Source organism: Streptomyces sp. NBC_00670 (assembly GCF_036226765.1).
Classification (GTDB): Bacteria; Actinomycetota; Actinomycetes; order Streptomycetales; family Streptomycetaceae; genus Streptomyces.
This window is the reverse complement of the sequence record NZ_CP109017.1, coordinates 4,285,804-4,305,882: the sequence shown is the minus strand read 5'-3', so window position 1 is coordinate 4,305,882 and position 20,079 is coordinate 4,285,804. Positions and strand designations below refer to the sequence as shown.

The following is a 20,079-nucleotide window of genomic DNA, read 5'->3' as shown; positions in this document are numbered from 1 at the left end:
GTGACGCGTCAGAACAGCCCGGTGTCGGAGAAGCGCAGGACCAGCTGCGGCGCGCCGGACAGGGCGATGCCGACGACGCCGGTGAGGGCGAGCGCGGCGGTGAGCGGGGCCGGCAGCGGGTGCCGTACGGGGTCGCCGTCGGGGGCGCGGAAGAGCAGGGCCGTCCACTTCAGGTAGTAGAAGAGGGCGATCACGACGTTGACGGCCATGACGACGGCGAGCCAGCCGAGGCCCGCGTCGACGGCCGCGGAGAACACGGTGACCTTGGCGAACAGGCCGATGACGCCCGGGGGCAGTCCGGCCAGGCAGAGCAGGAAGAAGGCCAGCAGCAGCGCGGTGAGCGGGTTGGTGGCGTACAGGCCTCGGTAGTCGGCGACGCGGTTGCGGGCGTGGGCGCGGCCGACGAGGGCGGCGACGGCGAAGGCGCCGAGGTTGACGGCCGCGTACATGAGGGCGTAGGCGACGGTCGAGCCGACGGCGCGGTCGGTGTCCTTGGAGTAGGCGGCCGCGGCGATCGGCACCAGGAGGTAGCCGGCCTGGCCGACGGAGGACCAGGCGAGCAGGCGTACCGCGCTGTACGCGCGCGTGGCGCTCTGCCGCAGGGCGCCGACGTTGCCGACGGTCATGGTGAGGGCGGCCAGGGCGGCGAGCGCGGGGCCCCAGACGTCGGCGTACGAGGGCAGGGCGACGACGGTGACCAGGATGAGGCCGGTGAAGCCGACCGCCTTGCCGACGACCGAGAGGTAGGCGGCGATCGGCAGGGGTGCGCCCACATAGGTGTCGGGCACCCAGAAGTGGAACGGCACGGCGGCGGTCTTGAAGGCGAAGCCGACCAGGGTGAGGACGACGCCGGCCTGGGCGAGGGTGTGGAACTGGCCGTCGACGTGCTGGACGCGGCCGGCGAGCTCGGTGAGGTAGAGGGTGCCGGTGGTGGCGTAGAGGAAGCTGACACCCATGAGGGTGACGGCGGTCGCGGTCACCGAGGAGAGGAAGAACTTCAGGGCCGCCTCGGAGGACTTCCGGTCGCCGTGGCGCAGGCCGACGAGGGCGAACGCGGGCAGGGAGGCGACCTCCAGGGCGACGACGAGGGTGGCGAGGTCACGGGAGGCGGGCAGCAGGGCGGCACCGGCGGCGGAGGACAGCAGCAGGAACCAGTACTCGCCCTCGGGCAGGCCGCGGTCGGAGTCCTTGAGGGCGGTGACCGAGAGCAGGGCCGCGAGGAGGGCGCCGCCGAGGACGAGGAACTGGATGACGAGGGTGAAGGTGTCCACGGTGTAGCTGCACGCGCGCGTGGAGCCCTCTCTGCAGAAGGTGGCGCGGTCACCGTCCAGGAGGGGCAGCAGCAGGAGGCCGGCGGCGGCGAGGCCGGCCACCGAGACCCAGCCGAGCAGGGGCTTCCTGGACTCGGTGAGGAAGAGGTCGGCCACCAGTACGACGAGTCCCACGGCGGCGGTGAGCACGGTGGGCGCGAGCGCGAGCCAGTCGACGGACTGGACCGCGGAGGCGGCGAGGGGACTCATCGGGTGCCTCCTGCGAGGAGTTGCTGCACGGCTGGGTCGGTCAGGCCGAGGAGGGCCTTGGGCCACAGGCCGGCGACGACGGTGAGGACGACGAGCGGGGTCCAGGCCGCAAATTCGAACGTGTGGACGTCGGCGAGTTCCGGGGCCCCCTGTGGTACGGCGCCCATGCAGACGCGGCGGACCACGACGAGCATGTATCCGGCCGTGAGCAGGGTGCCGAACGCGGCGATCGCCATGAAGGTTAGGAAGGCGGGGCGGCTGAGGCCGGCGGCCGGGTCGAACGCGCCGAACAGCGCGAGCATCTCGCCCCAGAACCCGGCGAGTCCGGGCAGGCCGAGGGAGGCGACGGCGGCGAAGGCGAGCAGTCCGCCGAGGCGGGGCGCCCGGCCGTAGAGCGCGGCTCCGGCGCCCTTCGCCAGGGTGTCGAGGTCGATGGTGCCGGTGCGGTCCTTCACCCCGCCGACCAGGAAGAACAGCAGGCCGGTGATGAGGCCGTGGGCGATGTTGGCGAAGAGGGCGCCGTTGACGCCGGTCGGGGTCATGGTCGCGATGCCGAGCAGCACGAAGCCCATGTGGCCGACGGAGGAGTAGGCGATCAGGCGTTTGAGATCGCCCTTCGCACCCCGCCGGGCCAGCGCGAGGCAGGCCAGGGAGCCGTAGATGATCCCGGCGACGGCGAGGGCGGCGAGGTAGGGCGCGAAGGTGTGGAACCCGTGCGGCGCGATGGGCAGCAGAATGCGGACGAACCCGTACGTACCCATCTTCAGCAGGACACCCGCCAGCAGGACCGAGCCGACGGTGGGCGCGGCGGTGTGCGCGTCGGGCAGCCAGCTGTGCAATGGCCACATCGGCGTCTTCACCGCGAACCCTATCCCGATCGCCAGAACGGCGATGACCTGCACGGATGCGGAGAGTGACCGGCCGTTGTCAGTGGCGAGTGCCATCATGTCGAACGTGCCCGCCTTGAGCCCGATCAGGAGCAGGCCGAGCAGCATGACCACGGATCCGAGCAGGGTGTAGAGGATGAAGCGCCAGGCGGCCCGGGTCCGGTCCGCACCGCCCCAGCGGGCGATGAGGAAGTACATCGGGATGAGCACGGTCTCGAAGGCGAGGAAGAACAGCAGCAGGTCGAGGACGGCGAAGGTGGCGAGGGTGCCGCCCTCGAGCAGGAGCAGCAGGGCGACGAACGCCTTCGGGGACGGGCCCGCGGGCAGCTTGAAGTAGGAGTAGAGCGCGCAGAGGAAGGTCAGCAGCGCGGTCAGGACCAGAAGGGGGAGGGAGATGCCGTCGACGCCGAGGTGGAGGCGCACGTGGAGTGCGGGGATCCAGCTGATGTCGGTCGTGGCCTGCATCTTCGACGGCTGGTCGTGGTCGAAGCCGAGCGCGAGGACGATCGCCGCGATGAGGACGGCGCCGGTGACGGTCACACCGTGCCGCAGCACGGCCTGCTCGGGTGACTTCCCCTTCAGTCCGGGGGGCGCCGGCAGGAGGGCGGCGAGCGCCCCGAGAAGCGGGGCGAGGACGAGGAACGCCAGAAGGAACTGCATCACGGACTCGCTGATATCGATCACGCCTGCTCACGCTCCCGTGGCGACGAGGACGGCGGCGACCGTCAGGACGACGGTGCCGGCGAGCAGCGCGCTCACATAGGTCTGCACATTGCCGGTCTGGGCCCGCCGTACGGCACCGCCCAGCAGGCGGGGCAGGGCGCCCGCGCCCTGGACGTAGGTGTCGACGACCGCGCGGTCGAGGAACCGGACGAGCCGTGCGCCGGCCTGGACGGGGCGGACGAAGAGCGCCGTGTAGACGGCGTCGAGGCGGAAGCCGGCGGCCGCGGGGCGGTGCAGCGGACCGAGCAGCAGCCGTCCGGGGTCCGCCGGGTCGGGAGCGGAGGCCACGTCGCCGTAGGCGGGGGTGTGGCTGGCGATGGCCTCGGCCTCCACCTCGGCCGCGTCGCCCTCGGGGTGCGCGGCGACGGCGCCGAGCGGGGTGCGGGACGCGAGGGCGCTGGTGTGCCGCCAGGCGCCGTAGGTGACGACCACGCCGACCAGGGCGAGGCCGGTGCCGAGGACGGCGGTCTGGAGGGTGGGCGTCAGGTCCCGGCCGTCGAACCAGTCGGGCAGCACGCCGTAGGCGAGACCGAAGGCGAGGGAGGGGACGGCGAGCACCCACAGCACGGCGTTCATGACGACGGGCTGCCGGCCGTGGTCGGGGGCCTCGGTGCCCCGGCCGTGGAAGGCGAGCAGCCACAGGCGGGTGGCGTAGGCACCGGTGAGGAGGGCGGTGAACAGCCCGGCGACCAGGACGATCCAGCCCGCGGCGCCGGGTGCGTGCGCGGTGTGGCCGGTGGCCACGTGCTCGGCGGCGCCGAGGACGGCCTCCTTGGAGAAGAAGCCGCTGAACGGCGGGATCGCGGCGAGCGCGAGCAGTGCCACGGTCATCGTCCAGAAGGCGTCGGGGACGCGGGCGCGCAGGTTGCCCATGCGGGACATGGCGGCCAGCGAGTTGGTACCGGCGGCGTGGATGACCACGCCGCCGGCGAGGAAGAGGAGCGCCTTGAAGGCGCCGTGGGCGAGGAGGTGGAAGACGGCGGCGCCGCGGTCGCCGACGGCGAGGGCGCCGCTGAGATAGCCGAGCTGGCCGATCGTCGAGTAGGCGAGGACGCGCTTGATGTCGTCCTGGGCGAGCGCGGCGAGTGCCGAGCCGGCCATCGTGACGGCGGCCATGACGGCGAGGACGACCATCGCGGCCCGGGAGGCCTCGAAGACCGGAAGGAGGCGGGCGACGAAGTAGATGCCGGCGGCGACCATGGTCGCGGCGTGGATCAGCGCGGAGACCGGGGTGGGACCGGCCATCGCGTCGGGGAGCCAGGTGTGCAGCGGGAACTGCGCCGACTTGCCCGCCACGCCGGCCAGGAGCAGCAGGGCGATCAGGGTCGGGTGGTCGAGCCCGCCGTGCGCGACGGCGCCGAGGATCTTCGTCAGACGGAAGGAGCCGGTGTCGGAGGCGAGGGCGAGCAGGCCGATGAGGAAGGGGACGTCACCGAGTTTGGTCACCAGGAAGGCCTTGATCGAGGCGGCACGGGCCTCGGGGGTCTCCCAGTAGTGGCCGACCAGGAAGTAGGAGCAGATGCCCATGATCTCCCAGCCGACCAGCAGCACCATCAGGTCGCCGGAGTAGACGACGAGCAGCATCGCGGAGGTGAAGAGGGAGACGAGGGCGGCGTAGGAGGGGTAGCGCGGGTCGTGGCGCAGGTAGCCGGTCGAGTAGAGCTGCACACAGGTGGCGACGGTGCCGACGAGGACGGCGACGAGGGCGGCGAAGCCGTCGATGTGCAGGGCGAGCTCGATGGGGACCGAGCCGGTGGGGGTGAGTTCGGTGGCGGCGTCGACCGCGCCGTCGCCGCCCTGGCGGGCCGCGACCAGCACGGCCAGGACGAACGCCGCGAGGGTCGGCAGGACGGCGAGGGGACGGACGAAGACGGGGGCGGTGCGGCCGAGGAGCAGGCCGGCCGCGGCGCCGAGGAAGGGGAGGAGGGGGACGAGGACGGCGAGGGTGGTCGTGGTCACGCGGTGGCCTCAGCCTTCTGGGCCGCGGTGGCTGCCGGGCCGTCGCTGTCGTGATCGTCGCCGTCGGGGCCGTGGGACCCGCCGGATCCGCCGGGGCCCCGGTCGTCGTCGGACGGATCGTCGGGGCCGGGGAGTTCGGCGGTGTCGCGGAGCTTGTCGATGTCGGAGGTGCCGCGGTTGCGGTGCACGGCGAGGACGATCGCCAGGCCGATGCCGATCTCGGCGGCGGCGATGGCGATGGTGAACAGGGTCAGGGCCTGGCCGGAGTGGAGGTGGTCGCGGGCGGCGCGGTCGAGCCAGACGTCGAAGGCGACGAGGTTGAGGTTGACGGCGTTGAGCATCAGCTCGACCGACATCAGGACCAGGATCGCGTTGCGCCGGGCGAGGACGCCGTACAGACCGGTGCAGAACAGGAGGGCGGAGAGCACGGCGGGATAGGCGAGGTGCATCAGCGGACACCTTCCTCGGCCGGCCGCCGGCCGCCGCGGGCGCCCGGGACGGCGGGGGGCGTGGCGGCGTCGGCCTTGGCCTTGCGGGACAGGACGATCGCGCCGACGAGGGCGGCGAGGAGGAGGACGGAGAGGGCCTCGAAGGGGAGGACCCAGTTCTGGAAGAGGGCCTCGCCGGTGACCTCGGTGGAGCCGGCCGGGGCGCCGTCCAGGTCGACCCAGGTGGTGCGGAAGGCGTCGACGACCACCCAGACGAGGGCGGCCGCGGCGGCGACGGCCACGGTGAGGGCGGCCCAGCGGTTGCCGGAGTCGGCGTCCGGGGAGCGGCCGATGGGGGCGCGGGTGAGCATCAGACCGAACAGGAGGAGGACGACGATGGAACCGACGTAGATGAGGACCTGCACCCAGGCGATGAACTCGGCGGTGAGCAGGAGGTACTCGACGGCGAGTCCGCCGAGGGACACCACCAGCCACAGGGCGGCGTGCACGAGCTGCCGGGTGGTGACGGTGACCAGGGCGGCGCCGAGGGTGACCAGGCCGACGAGGAGGAAGGCGATCTCGACGCCGGTCGGGGAGAGGAAACCGTGGGTCTGCGCGGTGGCGGCGGTCGTCGTGACGTGCGTGGCGTGCGCCGCGGTGGTGTGCGCGGCGTGGGCGGCAGCGGTCGTCGCGGCGTGCGCCGCGGTGGCGGCGGCTGCGGTGAGGGTCACGACTCGCCTTCCTGCGGAGTGGATGCCTCGGACTGGGCGGTCGCGAGCTTGTCGGCGGTCTTGCGGGCGGCGGCGATCTCCTTGGGCTCCTCCGCGCCGGGGTCGAGGGCGGGCGGGGCCGGGACGGTCCACATCCACTCGCGGAGCTTGTCGCGCTCGTGGGTGAGGTCGCGGATGTCGGTCTCGGCGTACTCGAACTCCGGGGACCAGAACAGTGCGTCGAAAGGACAGACCTCGATGCAGATACCGCAGTACATGCACAGGGAGAAGTCGATGGCGAAGCGGTCGAGGACGTTGCGGCTGCGTTCGCGGCCGCCGGGGGCGGCCGCCGGGACCGTCTCCTTGTGGGAGTCGATGTAGATGCACCAGTCCGGGCACTCGCGGGCGCACAGCATGCAGACCGTGCAGTTCTCCTCGAACAGTCCGATCACGCCGCGGCTGCGGGGCGGGAGTTCGGGCTGGGCGTCCGGGTACTGCGCGGTGACGGTCTTCTTCGTCATCGTGCGCAGGGTGACGGCCAGACCCTTGGCCAGGCCGGAGCCGAAGACGGGGGACATCAGGAGATCACCACCTTGACGACGCCGGTGAGGGCGATCTGGGCGAGGGCGAGGGGGACGAGGACGGTCCAGGAGAGCTTCTGCAACTGGTCCTCGCGCAGCCGGGGATAGGTGACGCGGAGCCAGATGACGACGAAGGCGAGGACGGCGGTCTTCAGCAGGGTCCAGACCCAGCCGAGGCCGTCGGCGCCCCAGGGGCCGTGCCAGCCGCCCAGGAAGAGGACGGTGGTCAGACCGCACAGGACGACGATGCCGGCGTACTCGGCGAGGAGGAACAGAGCGAAGCGCAGGCCGGTGTACTCGGTGTACGCACCGAAGATGATCTCCGAGTCGGCGACGGGCATGTCGAACGGGGGGCGCTGCAGTTCGGCCAGTCCGGCCACGAAGAAGACCAGTGCGCCGACGATCTGCCAGGGCAGCCACCACCACTCGAAGGCGTCGAGGATGCCGGTGAGGGAGACGGTGCCGGCCGCCATCGCCACGGAGGCGGCGGTGAGCAGCATCGGGAGTTCGTAGGACAGCAGCTGCGCGGCGGTGCGCAGGCCGCCGAGGAGGGAGTACTTGTTGGCGGAGGCCCAGCCGGCCATGAGCGAGCCGAGGACGCCGATGCCCATGACGGCGAGCACGAAGAAGATGCCCGCGTCGACGGCCTGGCCGACGGCCCCCTCCCCGGGGCCGACCGGGATGACCAGCAGGACGAGGAGGTAGGGCAACAGGGCGACGGCCGGGGCGAGCTGGAAGACGCGGCGGTCGGCGTCGGCCGGAACGACGTTCTCCTTCTGGGCGAACTTCACGCCGTCTGCGACGAGTTGGGCCCAGCCGTGGAAGCCGCCGGCGTACATCGGGCCGAGGCGGCCCTGCATGTGGGCCATCACCTTGTGCTCGGTCTGGCCGACGATCAGGGGGAAGGTCAGGAAGACGATGAAGACGACGAGGAGTCGCAGGGCGACGTCGAGGGCGTCGTTCACTGCGTGCCTCCGGGGGTGGGGTGATCGTCGTCGTCCGGGCCGGGGGCCGGGGCCTCCGGGGCGGAGGTCGGGTCCTCCGGGTCGGAGGTCGGGTCCTCCGGGCCGGGGGCCGGGTTCTCCGGGTCGGAGGTCGGGTCCTCCGGGTCGGGGGCCGGGCTCTCCGGGTCGGGAGCGGCTTGCCGCGGGCGCGGCTCGGCGGGCGGTTCGGGGGTGGGCTCGGCCGGCGGTTCGGGGGTGGGGTCCTCGAAGGCCGGGCGGGCGTGGTGCCAGGGGGCGTCGGAGCCGCGGGGGGCGGGGTTCGCGTCCTCGGTGACGCCCGGCTCCGTGCGCTGGGAGGCCGAGCCGCCGCTCGCGGTGCGGGTGCGGCGCGGGCCGGCCGGGGTTTGGCCCCCGGCGTCGGGGCGCTGCGAGGCCGAGCCCTCGCCCGCCGAGCGGGCACGGCGGGGCGGCCGTGCGGGGGCGGTGCCCTCGGTGCCCTCCGTCGGCTGCGGCTCCGTCGGCCCCGCGGGCGCCGCCGTCGCGTCGGGCGCCGTCGTCACCTCGGGCGTCGCCTTCGCGTCGGGCGCCGCCGTCGTCGCTTCGGGCGCCGTCGCACCGGGAGCCGTCGCCCCCGGTGTCTGGCTCGCCGAGCCCTGGCTCGCCGTGCGGGTGCGGCGTGGGGGGCGGTCGGCCGGGGTGCGGGCGGGACGGTCGCCGGCCGCGCGGGCGCCGCGTGCCGGGCGGGCCGGGGCGGCCGGGAGCTGTCCTCTCAGCGGGCCCCACTCGTTCGGGTCGGGGACGCCCGGGGGCAGCATCTGGCGGCGCTTGGGCCCGCCGTGCTCCGACTCCCCCGGCTCCTTCGCGCCCGGCCACGCCTTGGCGACGCGGGCGGCGAGGACGAAGTCCTTGCGCAGCGGGTGGCCCTCGAAGGTCTCGGGGAGCAGCAGGTGGTCGAGGGCCGGGTGGCCCTCGAAGCCGACGCCGAACATCTCGTGGGTCTCGCGCTCGTGCCAGCCGGCGCCCGCGTAGACGTCCACGGCGGTGGGCAGGACGGGGGCCTCGTGCGGGACGGTCGTACGGACGAGCAGCCGTCGCACCGGGGAGAGGGCGACGACGTGGGCCGAGACGCGGAAGCCGGTGCCCGGTTCGTCGACCGCGCTGAGCCAGTCGAAGTAGGTGCAGGCAAGGGTGTCACGGGCGGTGCACAGCGCGGTGATCCACGCGGTGGGCGGTACGTCGACGGTGAGGAGGTCGTACGACTCCTCGGCGGTGGCGTCCGGACCGAAGAGCTCACCGACGGGGGCGGGCAGCCAGCCGGCCTCGGTCATCGCGCGCCTCCCCCGGAGCCCTCGGGGCCCTCGGAACGGCCGGCACCCTCCGAGCCCTCGGCGGCCCCGCTGCTCGCGGCACCCCCGGCGGTCCCGGCAGGCTCCGCACCCCCCACCGCCCCCGGAGGCCGTACCAGCCCCGACCGCAGCGCGGCCGTCGACGGGCGCGCCGCGCCAGCCTCCCCGTACCGCTCCCCGAGCGACTCGCGGGCGATCTTCTCCTGGAGCTTGATGATCCCCTGGAGCAGCGCCTCCGGGCGGGGCGGGCAGCCGGGGACGTAGACGTCCACGGGGATGATCTGGTCGACGCCCTTGGTGACGGCGTACGAGTCCCAGTACGGGCCGCCGCAGTTGGAGCAGGCGCCGAAGGAGATGACGTACTTCGGCTCGGGCATCTGTTCGTACAGCCGCTTCACGGCGGGCGCCATCTTGTCCGTCACCGTGCCGGAGACGACCATCAGGTCGGCCTGGCGCGGCCCCGGCGCGAAGGGGATCACGCCGAGCCGCATGAAGTCGTGGCGGGACATCGACGCGGCGATGAACTCGATGGCGCAGCAGGCGAGTCCGAAGTTGAAGACCCACAGCGAGTAGCGGCGGCCCCAGTTCAGGACCACCTTCATGGGTTCGGGCGCCAGCCGCGCCAGCGTGCCGAGCCGCCGGGGCTCGAGCGCGCCCGACGGCCCGGACGAGGCCGTCGACCCGGAAGGGGCCGGCGTGGGATCCGGCAGGAACACCGACTGGGAGCCGCCGGAAGGGGTGGGGGTCACGTCCATGTCAGGACGCCCTTCTTGTACGCGTAGAGCAGTCCGACGGCCAGGAAGCCGAGGAAGAGGAACATCTCGACGAGGGTCGCCGCGCCGTAGCCGGGCGCGGCGAACACCGTCGCCCACGGGAAGAGGAAGATCGAGTCGACCGCGAAGATCACGTAGAGGAACGCGTAGACGTAGTAGCGGACCTGGGTGTGGGCCCAGCCCTCGCCGACGGGGTCGACGCCGCACTCGTACGTCAGGAGTTTCTCGGGCGTGGGCACGGCGGGACGCAGCAGCCGGTTGGCGCCGAAGGCGACGGCGACGAAGAGCACGCCCACGACGGCGAGCAGTCCGACGACCGAGTAGGAGGAGAAGTAGTCCGCCGCGACGACGACCGTCTGTCCCGGCTGTTCCGGCTCCGGCACGCCCGCCCCTCGCTCCCTGACCTCGTGACTTCTGTGACTTCTGTGCACCTTCGCGGACCGTGTGGGTCCGGCGATCCGTACGCACGGGAGTCTAGGCCCTGCTAAAGAGACGGTAAGCAGCCCGTCACACCTTGAGATGCGGGGGTACCCTCCGCGCGCGCCGGCGCACGGCCGGGAGACCGGGAACGTCCCGCCGAGGTGGGGTTTTCCCCCGGTCGTCCGAGGCGGCCCTCCTCATGGCGTTCCCGCCGCCCGACCGGCACGCTGACGGCATGACCGAACACCTGACGACACCGACAGCGGGGACAGAGGGGCCGGCGGCGACAGCCGGGACCGCCGCGGACGGCGCGCGGCTGCCGCCCGCGCGCCTCGCCCTCACCGGGCAGACCTGGCGGGAGATCGCGCATCTGCTGGGGAACCTGCCGATGGCCCTCGTCGGCTTCGTCTACTCGGTGACGCTGCTCACCGTGGGGTCGGGGCTGGCGGTGACCGTGATCGGGTTCCCGCTGCTGGCCCTCGGGCTGGCCGGCGCCCGGCAGCTCGGCCGGGTGGAGCGGGCCAGGGCGCGGGCGCTGCTCGGCGTGCGGGTGGCGGAGCCGACGCCGCTGCCCGTGCTGGCGGGGGGCCGCTGGAGCCGCCGGCTGTGGCTGGCGCTGAAGGATCCGGTGGGCTGGCGGACGGTGCTGTACGACGTCATACGGCTGCCGTGGGCGGTCTTCACCTTCACCGTGACGGTGGTGTCGCTGTTCCTGCTGTGGCCCGTGCTGCCGTTCCTCACCCGTGGGCTGACCAATGTGGACCGGGTGATGGTGCGCGCGCTGCTCTCCCCCTCCGACGAGCTGGAGCGGCGGATCCGCGAGCTGGAGTCCGACCGCGGCTTCGTGGTGGACACGGCGGCGGCGGACCTGCGGCGGATCGAGCGCGATCTGCACGACGGGGCGCAGGCCCGGCTGGTCAATCTGGCGATGGGACTCGGTCTGGCCAAGGAGAAGCTGCTGGAGGACCCGGACGCGGCCGCGGCGATGGTCGACGAGGCGCACGGCGAGGTGAAGCTGGCCCTCCAGGAGCTGCGGGACCTGGCGCGCGGCATCCACCCGGCGGTCCTCACCGACCGGGGCCTGGACGCGGCGCTGTCCTCGGTCGCCTCGCGCTGCACGGTACCGGTGAAGGTCGCCGTCGAGCTGGCCGTCCGGCCGGCGGCCGCGATCGAGGGGATCGCCTACTTCACCGTCTCCGAGCTGCTGCAGAACATCAGCAAGCACAGCGGGGCGCGGTCGGCGGCGGTCGACGTGTGGCGGAGCGAGAACCGGCTGCTGATCCAGGTGTGGGACGACGGCCGGGGCGGGGCGCGGCTCGACGGCGGTACGGGCATGGCGGGGCTCGCGGACCGGCTCGGCGCGGTCGACGGACTGTTCGTCATCGACTCACCGGAGGGCGGCCCGACGACGGTCACGGCGGAACTGCCGTGGTGGGACCGGGACGGCCACCGGGAGGGGGCGGGCCGGGGCTCCGGGACGCGCCCGAAGTAACCCCGCACTCCCGGAGGTGGGGAAAACCCCCGCATCGGGACGCCGACCCGCTCCATGGCCCTGCGGCCCCCGGACGCGGAGGCTTGTGCACAGTGACGGAGCGACGACGACACGAACGGACGGCGGCGATGGCCACGCAGTACGGGCAGGGCTACGGGGCGGGGACGGGGTACGAGCAGGGCCCCGGGCAGGGGTACGGGCCCGGGTACGGCTCCGGGGGGCGGGAGCGGCGGCACCGGCTGCCGGCCGGGCTGCGGGCGCCGTTCGAGGGGCGGAGCTGGCGCGAGTTCTCGTACCTCATGCTCAGCCTCCCGCTCAGCATCATCATGTTCACGCTGGCCGTGACGATGGTGTCGCTCGGGGCCGGGCTGCTGGTCACCTTCGTCGGCATCCCGCTGCTCGCGGCGACGCTCGCCACCTGCCGCGGCTTCGGCACGCTGGAGCGGGCGCGGGCGCGGGCCCTGCTGGGCCTCGACGTGGCCGAGCCGGGGCCGCTGCGGCCCCGGGAGCGGGGGGTGCTGGCCTGGACGGGGGCGGTGTTCCGCAGCGGCTCCTCGTGGCGGCATCTGCTGTACGCGCTGCTGCACCTGCCGTGGGCGGTGTTCGCGTTCGCCGTCGCGCTGAGCTTCTGGGCGTACGGCTGGGCGATGCTGACGTATCCGCTGTGGTTCTGGGTCTTCCCGATGTGGGCCGGGCAGGGCGGCATCCAGCTGTTCGGCGACGAGGCGCACCGCGTCTACCTCGACAACCCGTTCGAGATCGGCGTGACGGCGCTGGTGGGGCTGCTGTTCACGATGGCCACGCCGTGGATCGTGCGCGGGCTGACCACCGTCGACCGGGTGCTGGTGTACGGGCTGCTCGGGCCGTCGCGGCTGTCGGCGCGGGTGGTGGAGCTGGAGTCGGACCGGGGGGTCGTCGTCGACACGGCGGCGGCGGATCTGCGGCGGATCGAGCGCGATCTGCACGACGGGGCGCAGGCGAGGCTGGTGGCGCTGGCGATGGACCTGGGGCTGGCGAAGGAGAAGGTCACCGAGGATCCGCGGGCGGCGGCGCGGATGGTGGAGGAGGCGCACGGCGAGGTGAAGACGGCGCTGCAGGAGCTGCGGGACCTGGCGCGCGGGATTCACCCGGCGGTGCTGACCGACCGGGGGCTCGACGCGGCGCTGTCGGCGGTGGCGTCGCGGTGCACGGTGCCGGTGCGGGTGGAGGTCGACCTGCCGGCGCGGCCGGCGCCGGCGATCGAGGGGATCGCGTACTTCACGGTGTGCGAGCTGTTGCAGAACATCAGCAAGCACAGTGGGGCGCGGCGGGGGGTCGTGGACGTGTGGCGGGTGGAGGACCGGCTGATGGTGCAGGTGGAGGACGACGGAGTGGGCGGGGCCGACGCGGGGACGGGGTCGGGGCTCGCGGGGCTGGCGGAGCGGCTGGACGCGGTCGACGGGATCCTGGTGGTGGATTCCCCGGTGGGCGGGCCCACGAGGGTGACGGCGGAGTTGCCCTGGCGGACGTGACGGTTCTCCCCCCCCGGGGGGAAAGAAGGCGCCTGGGAGGGACAGCTCCTGCACGCCCCCAACCCCTGCGATGCTTGTGCTGTCCGCAGCACAGGCAGCACAGGGGGTACATCGTCGTGGAGGACAGGGTGCGGGTCGTGATCGCGGAGGATTCCGTGTTGTTGCGCGAGGGGCTGACCCGGCTGCTCACCGACCGGGGGCACGACGTCGTCGCCGGGGTCGGGGACGGGGACGCGCTGATCAAGACGATCACCGAGCTGTCCGCCGACGGCGCGCTGCCGGACGTCGTCGTCGCCGATGTGCGGATGCCGCCCACCCACACCGACGAGGGCGTGCGCGCCGCCGTCGAGCTGCGGCGCAGGCACCCCGGGCTGGGCGTGCTCGTGCTGTCGCAGTACGTCGAGGAGCGTTACGCCACCGAACTGCTGGCCGATTCCAGCAGGGGCGTCGGCTACCTGCTCAAGGACCGAGTCGCCGAGGTCCGCGAGTTCGTGGACGCCGTGGTCCGGGTGGCGCGCGGCGGCACCGCCCTGGACCCCGAGGTGGTCGCGCAGCTGCTGGGCCGCAGCCGCAAGCAGGACGTGCTCGCGGGGCTCACCCCGAGGGAGCGCGAGGTGCTGGGGCTGATGGCGGAGGGCCGGACCAACTCCGCGGTCGCGCGGCAGCTGGTGGTGAGCGACGGCGCCGTCGAGAAGCACGTCAGCAACATCTTCCTGAAGCTGGGGCTGTCCCCGAGTGACGGGGATCACCGTCGCGTCCTGGCCGTACTGACGTACCTGAATTCCTAGACTGCCCGGCAGCCGTCGTTGACAATTTGTCAACAAGGGTGGTGCGTACGAGGCCATGCGGTCTCATTTCCACGTCCATCATGCGAACGGTCGAGGGAAGGCCACCCTTACCGACGTAGGGTTGTGCCGGAAAGGTCGGCGGGACGACCGCTCCCGGCCAGCCGCCTCGAGGGAGGTCCAGTTCAGTGACCAGCAAGGTCAGCAGCACAACGGAACAGGCCGACGGGGCCGACGGGGCCCTCGTGGGAGGACAGCGCAAACCGGCGGGCACCAAGGACGTCCGCCGGCTGGACCGGGTGATCATCCGGTTCGCGGGCGACTCCGGTGACGGCATGCAGCTCACCGGTGACCGTTTCACCTCCGAGACCGCTTCGTTCGGCAACGACCTGTCGACCCTGCCGAACTTCCCCGCCGAGATCCGCGCCCCCGCAGGGACCCTGCCGGGCGTCTCGTCGTTCCAGCTGCACTTCGCCGACCACGACATCCTCACCCCGGGCGACGCGCCGAACGTCCTGGTGGCGATGAACCCGGCGGCGCTGAAGGCGAACGTGGGCGACCTGCCGCGCGGCGCGGAGATCATCGTCAACACGGACGAGTTCACCAAGCGCGCGATGCAGAAGGTCGGCTACGCCGTCTCCCCGCTGGAGGACGGCTCGCTGGACGGCTACCAGATCCACCCGGTGCCGCTGACCACGCTCACCGTGGAGGCGCTCAAGGAGTTCGACCTCAGCCGCAAGGAGGCCGAGCGCAGCAAGAACATGTTCGCGCTGGGCCTGCTGTCGTGGATGTACCACCGGCCGACCGAGGGCACGGAGAAGTTCCTGCGGACGAAGTTCGCCAAGAAGCCGGACATCGCGGCGGCGAACATCGCCGCGTTCCGCGCGGGCTGGAACTTCGGCGAGACGACGGAGGACTTCGCCGTCTCCTACGAGGTCGCCCCGGCCGCGACCGCGTTCCCGACCGGCACCTACCGGAACATCTCCGGCAACCTCGCCCTGTCCTACGGCCTGGTCGCCGCCTCGCGCCAGGCGGATCTGCCGCTGTACCTGGGCTCGTACCCGATCACCCCGGCCTCCGACATCCTGCACGAGCTCAGCAAGCACAAGAACTTCGGCGTACGCACCTTCCAGGCCGAGGACGAGATCGCGGGCATCGGCGCGGCGCTGGGCGCGGCCTTCGGCGGCTCGCTCGCCGTGACCACGACCTCCGGACCCGGCGTGGCCCTGAAGTCGGAGACGATCGGGCTCGCCGTCTCCCTGGAACTGCCGCTGCTGATCGTCGACATCCAGCGCGGCGGCCCCTCCACCGGCCTGCCCACCAAGACCGAGCAGGCGGACCTGCTGCAGGCGATGTACGGCCGCAACGGCGAGGCACCGGTCCCCGTCGTCGCCCCGTGCACCCCCGCCGACTGCTTCGACGCGGCCCTGGAGGCGGCCCGCATCGCGCTGACCTACCGCACCCCGGTCTTCCTGCTCTCCGACGGCTACCTCGCCAACGGCTCCGAGCCGTGGCGCATCCCGGAGCCCGACGAGCTGCCCGACCTGCGGGTGCGGTTCGCCCAGGGCCCCAACCACACCCTGGACGACGGCACCGAGGCGTTCTGGCCGTACAAGCGCGACCCGGAGACCCTCGCCCGCCCCTGGGCCGTCCCCGGCACGCCCGGCCTCGAACACCGCATCGGCGGCATCGAGAAGCAGGACGGCACCGGCAACATCTCCTACGACCCGGCCAACCACGACTTCATGGTCCGCACCCGGCAGGCCAAGGTCGACGGCGTCGAGGTCGCCGACCTGGAGGTGGACGACCCGAGCGGCAGCGCCCGCACCCTGGTCCTCGGCTGGGGCTCGACGTACGGGCCGATCACGGCGGCGGTACGGCGGCTGCGCACGGCCGGCGAGCACATCGCCCAGGCCCATCTGCGCCACCTCAACCCCTTCCCGAAGAACCTGGGCACGGTGCTCGGGGCGTACGACAAGGTGGTGATCCCCGAGATGAACCTCGGCCAGCTCGCCACCCTGATCCGGGCGAAGTACCTGGTGGACGCCCACTCGTACAACCAGGTCAACGGCATGCCGTTCAAGGCCGAACAGCTCGCCACGGCTCTGAAGGAGGCCATCGATGGCTGAGACGACGACGGAGAGCACCGCCAGGCCGGCGGGCGGGGCCGCGGGTTCCGCGAACGGTTCCGCGGGCCGTTCCGCGGGTGGGGCGTTCGAGGCGCTTTCCCTCGTGCCGAAGGCGGCCGCCAAGCAGTCGATGAAGGACTTCAAGTCCGACCAGGAGGTCCGCTGGTGCCCGGGCTGCGGGGACTACGCGATCCTCGCCGCCGTGCAGGGCTTCATGCCGGAGCTGGGCGTGGCGAAGGAGAACATCGTCTTCGTCTCCGGCATCGGCTGCTCCTCCCGTTTCCCGTACTACATGAACACCTACGGGATGCACTCGATCCACGGCCGCGCCCCGGCCATCGCCACCGGGCTCGCGACCTCGCGGCGGGACCTGTCGGTGTGGGTCGTCACCGGTGACGGCGACGCGCTGTCCATCGGCGGCAACCACCTGATCCACGCGCTGCGCCGCAATGTGAACCTGAAGATCCTGCTGTTCAACAACCGGATCTACGGGCTCACCAAGGGCCAGTACTCGCCGACGTCCGAGATCGGCAAGATCACCAAGTCGACGCCGATGGGCTCGCTGGACGTGCCCTTCAACCCGGTCTCGCTCGCGCTCGGCGCGGAGGCGTCCTTCGTCGCCCGCACGGTGGACTCCGACCGCAAGCACCTCACCGAGGTGCTGCGCCAGGCGGCCGCCCACCCGGGCACCGCGCTGGTGGAGATCTACCAGAACTGCAACATCTTCAACGACGGCGCGTTCGAGCCGCTGAAGGACAAGCAGCAGGCCGAGGAGGCCGTGATCCGGCTGGAGCACGGGCAGCCGATCCGGTTCGGGGCCGACGGAGGGCGGGGCGTCGTCCGGGATCCGGCGACCGGGGACCTCCAGGTGGTCGAGGTGACGCCGGAGAACGAGGGGCGGGTGCTGGTGCACGACGCGCACTCCGCCTCGCCGACGACGGCGTTCGCGCTGTCGCGGCTCGCCGACCCGGAGACGCTGCACCGGACCCCGATCGGGGTGTTCCGCTCGGTGGACCGTCCGGTCTACGACACGCTGATGGCGGACCAGCTCGACGCGGCCGTCGAGCAGCACGGCAAGGGCGACCTGGCGGCGCTGCTGGCCGGCGGCGACACGTGGACGGTGGTCGGCTGAGCCGGCCGCCGACGCCCTTACGAAGCCCGGACCGCGGAGGTGGTCCGGGCTTCGTCATGTGCGGCGTGCGGCTCGTGGCGCGCCTTGTCGTGCGCCGCGCGCGCCTCGTCGTACGTGGTGCGGGCGCGTTGTACGTCGTCCATGCGCCGCTTCGACCACAGGGCGAGCGCGCGGACCTGTTCCGCCGCCTCGCGGCCCAGGTCCGTCAGCCAGTAGTCGACGCGGGGCGGGATCACCGGCTTGGCGTCCCGGTGGACCAGGCCGTCGCGCTCCAGGGTCTGCAACGTCTGCGCGAGCATCTTCTCGCTGACGGCCCGGCCGCCGGCCCCGTTCACCTCGCGGCGCAGCTCGCCGAAGCGATAGGGGCGGTCCAGCAGCGCGGTGAGCACGAGGACGGCCCAGCGACTGGTCACGTGTTCGAGGACGAGGCGGTGGGGGCACATCGCCTCACCGGTGACGTCCACCTTGCTCGTGGTCATTCCGGAACCCTACCCCGACACCAGTACCTTACTTCAAAGTGGGTACTGTCTTTTGGTTAGTGCAGCTCCTAGGGTGAGTGATGCCAGCGAACGTCCGCCCACCCCACAGGAGAGCACCTCACCATGAGCATCGTCGTCACCGGAGCCACCGGACACCTCGGCCGGCACGTCGTGGAGCAGCTGCTGGAGAAGGTCCCGGCCGAGCAGGTCACCGCCGTCGTGCGCGACGAGTCCCGGGCCGCCGACCTCGCGGCGCGCGGCGTACGGCTGGCCGTCGCCGACTACAACGCGCCCGAGACCTTCGACGGCCTGTTCTCGGCCGGCGACAAGGTGCTGCTGATCTCCGGCAACGAGTTCGCCAAGGGCCGGGTCCAGCAGCACACGGTCGTCATCGAGGCCGCCCGCGCCGCCGGAGTCGCCCTGCTCGCCTACACCAGCGCCCCGGACACCCTGAAGGCCTCGCTCGCCGACGACCACCGGGCCACCGAGCAGGTGCTGCTCGCCTCCGGCGTGCCGTACGCGCTGCTGCGCAACGGCTGGTACCACGAGAACTACACCGAGCAGCTCGCCCCCGTCCTGGAGCACGGCGCGGTCGTCCACGCCGCGGGCGACGGCCGGCTCTCCTCGGCCTCGCGCGCCGACTACGCGGCCGCCGCGGTGGCGGTGCTGACCGGCGAGGGCCACGAGAACACGACGTACGAGCTGGGCGGCGACGAGGCGTGGGGCTTCGCGGAGTTCGCGGCCGAGGTGGGCCGGCAGACCGGCAAGGAGATCCGCTACACCCCCGTCTCCACCGAGGAGTACGCGGGCATCCTGACCGGCGCCGGGGTCCCCGAGCCCTTCGCCGTGATGCTCGCGGGGGTCGACGCCGCCATCGCCAAGGGCGAGCTGGTGGTCTCGACCGGCGATCTGTCCCGGCTGGCCGGCCGCCCGACCACCCCGCTGGCCGACGCGATCGCGGTGGCGCTCAAGGGCTGAGCAACGCTTCCGGGGTGACCCCCGCCTGTCATGACCGTATGTCGATACGGGCATGACAGGCGGGGGTTTCCGGCGTTACCTTGCGAAAGGGTCGTGCGAGGCGGCCGTACCGAACAGTCGTGCGGGAGCAGCGCGCGAGAGGAGGCGCCGGTGGCCGGGCAGGCGACCAAGGGATCGACGGGGGCCGGCGGCGAATCGCGCACCGGCCTCCTCAACGGCTTCGCCGCGTACGGCATGTGGGGCCTCGTCCCCCTGTTCTGGCCGCTGCTGAAGCCGGCCGGCGCGGTGGAGATCCTCGCCCACCGCATGGTCTGGTCGCTCGGCATCGTGGGGGTGGCGCTGCTCGTGCTGCGCCGCTGGGCGTGGGCGGGCGAGCTGCTGCGGTCACCGAAGCGGCTGGGTCTGGTCACGGTCGCCGCCGCCGTCATCACCGTGAACTGGGGCGTCTACATCTGGGCGGTGAACTCCGGGCACGTCGTCGAGGCCTCGCTCGGGTACTTCATCAATCCGCTGGTCACCATCGCGATGGGCGTACTGCTGCTGAAGGAGCGGCTGCGGCCCGCGCAGTGGGCGGCGGTCGGGACCGGCGCCCTCGCGGTGGTCGTCCTCACCGTCGGCTACGGCCGGCCGCCGTGGATCTCGCTCTGCCTCGCCTTCTCGTTCGCCACGTACGGGCTGGTGAAGAAGAAGGTCAACCTCGGCGGCATCGAGTCGCTGGCCGCGGAGACCGCCGTGCAGTTCCTGCCGGCGCTCGGCTACCTGGTGTGGCTGGGCGCGCACGGCGGTTCGACGTTCGCCTCGCACGGCCCCGGGCACGCCGCGCTGCTCGCCGCGGCGGGTCTGGTGACCGCGCTGCCGCTGGTCTGCTTCGGCGCCGCCGCGATCCGGGTGCCGCTGTCGACGCTGGGGCTGCTGCAGTACCTGACGCCGGTCTTCCAGTTCCTGCTGGGCATCCTCTACTTCCACGAGGAGATGCCGCCCGAGCGGTGGGCGGGGTTCGCCCTGGTGTGGGTGGCCCTCGTCGTCCTGACCTGGGACGCGCTCCGCACGGCCCGCCGAACGGCCCGGGCCCTGCGGGTCGCCTCCGGCGGTTCGACGGCGCCCGGGGCACCGGAGCCGGCCCTCCGGGCGGAGCCCGCGACCCGACCGGAGGACGCCAAGGGCGCCGCCCCGAGCCGCTGAGCGCGGCGGGACGGAGCGGGGCAGGGGCGAAGGCGAACGGCAGCGGCAGCGGCACCGGCACCGGCAGCGACGCCTACGACGACGGCTCCGCCGGGAGGCC

Annotated in this window: 18 protein-coding genes; 7 read left to right on the top strand and 11 right to left on the bottom strand. The window is 72.7% G+C overall.

The features are described 5' to 3' along the window. Nucleotides 1-8: 8 nt before the first annotated feature. From OIE12_RS19095 to OIE12_RS19050, 10 genes are read right to left on the bottom strand one after another with little or no spacing between them, the layout of a single operon-like run. Nucleotides 9-1,520 (bottom strand): NADH-quinone oxidoreductase subunit N, encoded by a 1,512-nt coding sequence (locus OIE12_RS19095; protein WP_329136936.1) that lies wholly within the window; start codon nucleotides 1,518-1,520, stop codon nucleotides 9-11. After that, the gene (locus tag OIE12_RS19090) at nucleotides 1,517-3,091 is read right to left on the bottom strand and encodes a complex I subunit 4 family protein (protein WP_329136934.1); all 1,575 of its coding nucleotides are present in this window, start codon (nucleotides 3,089-3,091) and stop codon (nucleotides 1,517-1,519) included. Before OIE12_RS19090 ends, OIE12_RS19095 begins: the two co-directional genes overlap by 4 nt. A 6-nt stretch (nucleotides 3,092-3,097) precedes the next feature. Next, entirely contained in the window at nucleotides 3,098-5,089 is a 1,992-nt protein-coding gene (locus OIE12_RS19085) for an NADH-quinone oxidoreductase subunit 5 family protein (protein WP_329136932.1), read from the bottom strand. After that, nucleotides 5,086-5,538 (bottom strand): NADH-quinone oxidoreductase subunit NuoK, encoded by a 453-nt coding sequence (nuoK, locus tag OIE12_RS19080; RefSeq protein WP_329136930.1) that lies wholly within the window; start codon nucleotides 5,536-5,538, stop codon nucleotides 5,086-5,088. Before nuoK ends, OIE12_RS19085 begins: the two co-directional genes overlap by 4 nt. Next, nucleotides 5,538-6,248, bottom strand: coding sequence for an NADH-quinone oxidoreductase subunit J family protein (locus tag OIE12_RS19075; protein WP_443053859.1), 711 nt, complete (start codon nucleotides 6,246-6,248; stop codon nucleotides 5,538-5,540). The genes nuoK and OIE12_RS19075 overlap by 1 nt, the downstream gene beginning before the upstream one ends. Beyond that, the gene (locus OIE12_RS19070) at nucleotides 6,245-6,805 is read right to left on the bottom strand and encodes a NuoI/complex I 23 kDa subunit family protein (protein WP_329136928.1); all 561 of its coding nucleotides are present in this window, start codon (nucleotides 6,803-6,805) and stop codon (nucleotides 6,245-6,247) included. The genes OIE12_RS19075 and OIE12_RS19070 overlap by 4 nt, the downstream gene beginning before the upstream one ends. Continuing rightward, nucleotides 6,805-7,773, bottom strand: coding sequence for a complex I subunit 1/NuoH family protein (locus OIE12_RS19065; protein WP_329136926.1), 969 nt, complete (start codon nucleotides 7,771-7,773; stop codon nucleotides 6,805-6,807). The genes OIE12_RS19070 and OIE12_RS19065 overlap by 1 nt, the downstream gene beginning before the upstream one ends. Next, nucleotides 7,770-9,080: an NADH-quinone oxidoreductase subunit C gene (locus OIE12_RS19060; protein ID WP_329136924.1), complete on the bottom strand. Its 1,311-nt coding sequence runs from the start codon at nucleotides 9,078-9,080 to the stop codon at nucleotides 7,770-7,772. The genes OIE12_RS19065 and OIE12_RS19060 overlap by 4 nt, the downstream gene beginning before the upstream one ends. After that, nucleotides 9,077-9,853, bottom strand: coding sequence for an NADH-quinone oxidoreductase subunit B (locus OIE12_RS19055; RefSeq protein WP_443053858.1), 777 nt, complete (start codon nucleotides 9,851-9,853; stop codon nucleotides 9,077-9,079). Before OIE12_RS19055 ends, OIE12_RS19060 begins: the two co-directional genes overlap by 4 nt. Beyond that, the gene (locus OIE12_RS19050) at nucleotides 9,844-10,254 is read right to left on the bottom strand and encodes an NADH-quinone oxidoreductase subunit A (protein WP_329136922.1); all 411 of its coding nucleotides are present in this window, start codon (nucleotides 10,252-10,254) and stop codon (nucleotides 9,844-9,846) included. The genes OIE12_RS19055 and OIE12_RS19050 overlap by 10 nt, the downstream gene beginning before the upstream one ends. A gap of 272 nt (nucleotides 10,255-10,526) precedes the next feature. Here OIE12_RS19050 and OIE12_RS19045 point away from each other — a divergent pair, with 272 nt between their 5' ends. From OIE12_RS19045 to OIE12_RS19025, 5 genes are all read left to right on the top strand, one after another. Beyond that, a complete protein-coding gene (locus OIE12_RS19045; protein ID WP_329136920.1) occupies nucleotides 10,527-11,783 on the top strand; it encodes a sensor histidine kinase in 1,257 nt (418 codons plus the stop codon). 128 nt (nucleotides 11,784-11,911) lie between these two features. Then, a complete protein-coding gene (locus OIE12_RS19040) occupies nucleotides 11,912-13,294 on the top strand; it encodes a sensor histidine kinase (RefSeq protein ID WP_329136919.1) in 1,383 nt (460 codons plus the stop codon). Nucleotides 13,295-13,410: 116 nt separating this feature from the next. Continuing rightward, a complete protein-coding gene (locus tag OIE12_RS19035; protein WP_030379791.1) occupies nucleotides 13,411-14,082 on the top strand; it encodes a response regulator transcription factor in 672 nt (223 codons plus the stop codon). 185 nt (nucleotides 14,083-14,267) lie between these two features. Continuing rightward, nucleotides 14,268-16,208 (top strand): 2-oxoacid:acceptor oxidoreductase subunit alpha, encoded by a 1,941-nt coding sequence (locus tag OIE12_RS19030; protein ID WP_329136916.1) that lies wholly within the window; start codon nucleotides 14,268-14,270, stop codon nucleotides 16,206-16,208. A gap of 130 nt (nucleotides 16,209-16,338) precedes the next feature. Further along, entirely contained in the window at nucleotides 16,339-17,340 is a 1,002-nt protein-coding gene (locus OIE12_RS19025) for a 2-oxoacid:ferredoxin oxidoreductase subunit beta (protein WP_329142057.1), read from the top strand. A 17-nt stretch (nucleotides 17,341-17,357) separates the two neighbouring features. Here the strand turns inward: OIE12_RS19025 and OIE12_RS19020 are convergent, their stop codons facing one another. Next, nucleotides 17,358-17,819: a winged helix-turn-helix transcriptional regulator gene (locus OIE12_RS19020; RefSeq protein ID WP_329136914.1), complete on the bottom strand. Its 462-nt coding sequence runs from the start codon at nucleotides 17,817-17,819 to the stop codon at nucleotides 17,358-17,360. A gap of 123 nt (nucleotides 17,820-17,942) precedes the next feature. Between OIE12_RS19020 and OIE12_RS19015 the strand changes: the two genes are divergently transcribed. Further along, entirely contained in the window at nucleotides 17,943-18,797 is an 855-nt protein-coding gene (locus OIE12_RS19015; RefSeq protein ID WP_329136912.1) for an SDR family oxidoreductase, read from the top strand. A gap of 234 nt (nucleotides 18,798-19,031) precedes the next feature. Further along, nucleotides 19,032-19,979: an EamA family transporter RarD gene (gene rarD / locus OIE12_RS19010; RefSeq protein ID WP_329142055.1), complete on the top strand. Its 948-nt coding sequence runs from the start codon at nucleotides 19,032-19,034 to the stop codon at nucleotides 19,977-19,979. The last annotated feature ends 100 nt before the right edge of the window (nucleotides 19,980-20,079 follow it).